The 1,249-nt window shown below is 30.2% G+C and carries 1 protein-coding gene; it reads left to right on the top strand.

Annotated features, from left to right (window positions below; translation table 11 throughout):
• The first annotated feature begins 219 nt into the window (after positions 1–219).
• Positions 220–1,014, top strand: a complete 795-nt coding sequence (locus tag C8N41_RS16775; RefSeq protein WP_147298989.1) for a hypothetical protein — start codon at positions 220–222, stop codon at positions 1,012–1,014.
• Positions 1,015–1,249: the final 235 nt, after the last annotated feature.

The following is a 1,249-nucleotide window of genomic DNA, read 5'->3' as shown; positions in this document are numbered from 1 at the left end:
CAAACAAATGTAAAACAAATAACACTATTTGACAAATAAACTTTACATTAAGTAAAACAAATACTACTGCCAACACCGTGTATAATTAATTGCTTGGTTCACTGCCGACTTACGAAAATTCCGCTGGAATTTTCTATCTGTGATTAGTTTGCTAACTTAGTTGCTTAACCACGCAACTAATCATACACAAACCCGTTAGGTGCAATGTCAAAAAAACCCATGAGAAAATTAAACTTACTTATTTCTTTATTAATCATTCTTTACTCTTGTGGGTCAAATCAAAAAACGGTAAGTGAAATTGAGGATAAAGAAAATAATGACATTGGAACAATCGATTTACGAAAACAAGGTTTGAGGTTGAAAGTCGGACCAACTTGGTATGACAATGAATCAGAAATTCACTTTGTATATGGTGTTTCAGAAAAAACAGTTGAAAATTATATAACTGAACTTCCTTTTAATTTTGGTGGAAACATAGAATGTCAGAATAAATCTCTTTCTGCGATATTTGATTTTAAAAATTCAAATGAGTTAATTCTTTCTGACTCTATTAATAAATTATTGCCTGCTACAAAGGAAATCATTCAAAGAAAACAAGACGATTTTAGGATTGAATTTGATTTCACAAATCCAAGTCCTGGTATATTAGTTTTTGCAATTGAAAAAGTAAATTTAAAGCCGAACAGGAAACAAAACAATATTAAATTGAAAATCAAATCTGAATGTAATGAATACTTAAATCTTCCAATAGTTCTATCCAAATATGACGTTCCAACTGTTGAAGAACTAATAAACAACTATATCCAAAGCGAACTGAATCAACTATCAGCAAATGAATTAAAAACCATCAAAGTGATTTTTTCACATAATCAAACTCATGAGACAGAACACTTTTTGATTGATATCGTTGACCAGAGAAATATGCAGATTCTGACTTATGATTCATTGGCGAAAGAATTTATTTTGTCTGACTTTGAAAAAAATATAATTAGAAAAATAAAACACAGCACCTAACACCGTGTATAATTAATTGCTTTGTTACTGCTCATCTGGAATATTCCTTCGGAATATTCTCAGGTTCGTAAAAGTTTGCTAAATTAGTTGCTAAACCACGCAACTAATCATACACAAACACGTTGTGTGCAATTTGAAAAATGAACTTTCCTGAAATAGGTTGACTAAAAATTAAGCAATTAATTACAGTCACTTATGAAAACAACAAATGAACACTGGCGAAAAAAAAGCTACC

Origin of the sequence: Winogradskyella sediminis, from assembly GCF_003387355.1 — a bacterium.
Classification (GTDB): Bacteria; Bacteroidota; Bacteroidia; order Flavobacteriales; family Flavobacteriaceae; genus Winogradskyella; species Winogradskyella sediminis.
The sequence above is the reverse complement of the archived record's forward strand: the minus strand, read 5'-3'. Positions and strand labels throughout refer to the sequence as shown.

Excerpts from the sequence above, each read along its gene's own strand:
- C8N41_RS16775 (WP_147298989.1), top strand. The coding sequence starts at position 220 with ATGAGAAAATTAAACTTACTTATTTCTTTATTAATCATTCTTTACTCT.